This window comes from Sphingomonas sanguinis, from assembly GCF_001476905.1.
Lineage (GTDB): Bacteria > Pseudomonadota > Alphaproteobacteria > Sphingomonadales > Sphingomonadaceae > Sphingomonas > Sphingomonas sanguinis_B.
Genome location: NZ_LDTE01000184.1, coordinates 1 through 765, shown reverse-complemented (window position 1 = coordinate 765; position 765 = coordinate 1). Strand labels below are relative to the sequence as shown.

The window sequence follows — 765 nt, the reverse complement described above, 5'->3', positions numbered from 1 at the left end:
ATGTACGGCGCGATCTACATGATGAGCCCGTGCTGCCTGTCACCGCGCATGATGGCCCGGCCCGAGGGCACCGACGAGAAACTGCTGACCAGCCTCGCCTCGCCCAGCGAGTCCGCCAAACTCAACTGGGGCCAGCGCGCGATGCTGGCCGCCTCCGCCGCCTGGTCGCCCAATCCGAAGAACCCGCCGCTCTACCTCGACCTGCCGGTCAAGGACGGCAAGATGCGAGATGACATCACCGCCAAGTGGCTGGCGAACACCCCGCTCGCCTTTGTCGACCAGTATATCGCGCCGCTGCGCAGCTACCGGGCGATCGCGCTAGATGTGGGCTCGCAGGATGGTTTGAAAGCCGATGCCCAGGCGCTGCACGAGACGCTCGACCGCTATGGCATCGCGCACCGGTTTGAGATTTACGACGGCGATCACGTCAATCGCATCGGGGTCCGCTTCCAGGAACAGGTCCTGCCCTTTTTCGGCCGCACCCTGGCGTCGAAGTGACTGAGAGAGCGAAGCCCATGCGGGAAGGACGAGCCATGCGACGAACGAAACGCGCCTTATGGACGGCCGCCGCGACGCTGGCCTGGATCGCCCTGCCCGTGACCGCGAGTGCCGCACCGGACAAGGCCGACCCGCTCGCCCCGACGGGCCGCTGGAGCGCCAATCAGGAGGGGCAGGCAGCCCTGCCGCCGATGGGCTGGAACAGCTGGAACGCGTTCAACAGCGATGTCGACGAGGACAAGGTCATGGCCTCGGCCCGCCTGATCG

2 pseudogenes are annotated in these 765 nt (G+C 66.5%); both read left to right on the top strand.

The features are described from left to right. Positions 1–498 (top strand): annotated as a pseudogene (locus tag SB4_RS18430) (esterase); the annotation flags it as partial. A 35-nt stretch (positions 499–533) separates the two neighbouring features. Further along, positions 534–765, top strand: a pseudogene (locus SB4_RS18425) (NPCBM/NEW2 domain-containing protein); the annotation flags it as partial.